3 protein-coding genes and 1 pseudogene are annotated in these 2366 nt (G+C 50.1%); all 4 read right to left on the bottom strand.

Going from position 1 to position 2366, the window contains the following annotated elements; genetic code table 11:
- Window positions 1–303, bottom strand: a pseudogene (locus tag ACHZB8_RS01485) (iron ABC transporter permease); the annotation flags it as partial.
- A gap of 90 nt (window positions 304–393) precedes the next feature.
- Window positions 394–1293, bottom strand: a complete 900-nt coding sequence (locus tag ACHZB8_RS01480) for an ABC transporter permease subunit (protein ID WP_316858243.1) — start codon at window positions 1291–1293, stop codon at window positions 394–396.
- Window positions 1290–1688 carry a TOBE domain-containing protein gene (locus tag ACHZB8_RS01475; protein ID WP_316858242.1) on the bottom strand — a complete coding sequence of 133 codons (399 nt, stop codon included), beginning with the start codon at window positions 1686–1688 and terminating at the stop codon, window positions 1290–1292. Before ACHZB8_RS01475 ends, ACHZB8_RS01480 begins: the two co-directional genes overlap by 4 nt.
- A gap of 151 nt (window positions 1689–1839) precedes the next feature.
- On the bottom strand, window positions 1840–2199 hold the full coding sequence (locus ACHZB8_RS01470; RefSeq protein WP_316858241.1) for an ATP-binding cassette domain-containing protein: 360 nt from the start codon (window positions 2197–2199) through the stop codon (window positions 1840–1842).
- Between the last annotated feature and the right edge of the window lie 167 nt (window positions 2200–2366).

Raw genomic sequence — 2366 nt, 5'->3', positions numbered from 1 at the left:
GCCCAGCAAAACCTGTCCCCCAATCAGCAGATTGGGACGGTCATAGGTAACAATCAACCCGATGGCAATGAGGATCGAAGGGACGATCCAAGGCAGGAAGAGCCCGATGTCAAGCAAGCGGGATATGAACCGGTGTTTTGCAAGTATTACCGGGACACTGAAGAGTGTGACACCCAATCCGATCGCCACGGCTATCGTGCCCATCAGGATGGAATTAAGGAACGGGTAAAACGCGCTGCCACCGGACAAGACACGGATGTAGTTTTTGAGTGTCAAGGTCGAAGGGATTAGTTTCGATGCCAATTGATGATGCCGGTGCGAATGAAAAAAGGATGACGATGAGCACCGGCAACACATAAATGATAAAGAGCAGGTAAGTGGCCACATGCAGCATTAGGTTTGCCCAGGGATTTGCCAATCTACGCAATTCGACTGGAACCGGTGTCTTTGCCCCCGCCAACATAACTTGCCCTCGCCTCGAAATATTGCGAAAGCAAAATGAGGACCATGTATAATAATGCCCAAAATAAGGGCTAGAAGTGCTGCCATATCTTGCCGCCGCAAGCTATTGAGCGTCAGAATCATCTGGCTTAGCATGTGAAAGTCTCGCCCACCAAGAACCTGTGGTGCTGCAAATGAGCCAAGCGCTCCATAGACCGTGAGCAACGTTACCGCCATGAGAGTCGGCATTATAACCGGAAAGACGACCCGTCTTAATATCGTCATCTCTCCTGCGCCGAGTGCGCGCGCAGCTTCAATTGTCGCATAGTCAACACGGCGCATAGCAGCTCTTAAAAACAGAAAATAGAAACTTGTCATGAGAAAGGTGTGGGCATAGAGAACCCCAAACCAACCCAGAAACCAATCACTTGGCAATTCCGGAAACAGCCGCTGTGCGGCAACCGTCAGAATGCCGCTTTGGCCATAAGTAAAATTATATCCAGCTGTTGCGACAATGGAGCTGAAAATAAGTGGGACAGCAAAACCGATCTTAAGAAAGAAGCGACCACGAACAAAGAAATACTCCAAGACGAGTACTTGGAAAACACCAACTATCGTAACGGTGATCGTCGTTACAGCAGTCATCCAAGCGGTGTTCCAGATCGCTGTTCGAACCCGGCGTGATCCCCATAATTCATTGATGATGTCGAGGATCGCGAAGGAGCCATCCCGGAAAAGCGCAGCATATAGTGCTGTAACCAACGGAAGAACGATAAAGCTGAAAAGAGCCCAAAGAACCAGGCCGAGAGTAAGCCAGTAGACGATCTTTTCTAGACGCTGCGCAACAGTCATGAAGCCTCTCCATGAAAGAGATATGCGGCGCCTTCGCGGATGGATAAATACACTCTCTCGCCGACATGAGGCAGTGTCCCACCGTACTGAATAGCTGAAATCTTTTCTTCCTCCACAGCACATTCAATGCGCATCATGGGGCCAAGAAATTCCACATGCCTGACTTCGGCTGGTATGCCTTCGGAATGAACCTGGCTGAGAACAACATCCTCGTGGCGCACACAAATGGTGTCGGCCGTTTCCCCCAAAAGGTTTTGAGCTAGCGATTTTGATAGTGTGTTGGAAGAGCCTATGAAATGCGCAATGAATGGTGAAGCGGGTTTTCGATACAGGTCTATAGGTGCTCCGATCTGTTCAACATTCCCTTTGTTCAATACCACAATTCTGTCGGACATGGGACAGGGCTTCTTCCTGATTGTGGGTCACAAACAGGGTTGTAAAGCCAAAACGGTCCTGCAATCGCATAATTTCGCGTCGCATAGGTGATGCGAACCTTCGCGTCGAGATTGGACAGAGGCTCGTCAAACAGCAAGACCCGGCTACCCATTAACCAAGGCGCGGGCTATCGCCACCCTCTGCTGCTGTCCCCCCTGAAAGGTTTGCGGGTTTCTTGGTCAGATGGTCTTCTATATCTGCGGTTCTGGCAATTGAGTGAACTGCTTCCTCGATTTCACTTGAGGATTTTCCTGCCACGCGCAACCCAAACGCAATATTTTCAAAAGCGCTCATGGTGGGAAACAGAGCGTAGTTCTGGAAAACGATGCCAATATCTCGTGCTTCAGGTGGCAATCGGGTGATATCCCTGCCTTCGAGCGTGATTGTGCCCGACATTGCGGGAATGAAACCCGCGAGTGCCCTGAGAATTGTGGTTTTTGCCACAGCCGGAGGGGCCAAGTAGGGAAACAAATTCCTTTTCCGCCACGTCTAATGTGAAATTCGGCACAACGATTGAACCGTCATACCTGATATTGAGATCTGTCACTGAGAGAAGTGGGCTAAGAGTCATGCTCATACTCCTCGATCGGGCTAAACCGTAAGGACCGGGCACTGATGCCCGGCACTATCGACAGATA

Source organism: uncultured Cohaesibacter sp., from assembly GCF_963556055.3.
Lineage (GTDB): Bacteria > Pseudomonadota > Alphaproteobacteria > Rhizobiales > Cohaesibacteraceae > Cohaesibacter.
Note: the sequence above shows the minus strand (reverse complement) of the source record. Positions and strands in the feature narration are given on the sequence as shown.

What these genes read in the sequence shown, in the direction of transcription:
- ACHZB8_RS01480 (WP_316858243.1), bottom strand. Translation starts at nt 1,293, where the DNA reads ATGACTGTTGCGCAGCGTCTAGAAAAGATCGTCTACTGGCTTACTCTC.
- ACHZB8_RS01475 (WP_316858242.1), bottom strand. Translation starts at nt 1,688, where the DNA reads ATGTCCGACAGAATTGTGGTATTGAACAAAGGGAATGTTGAACAGATC.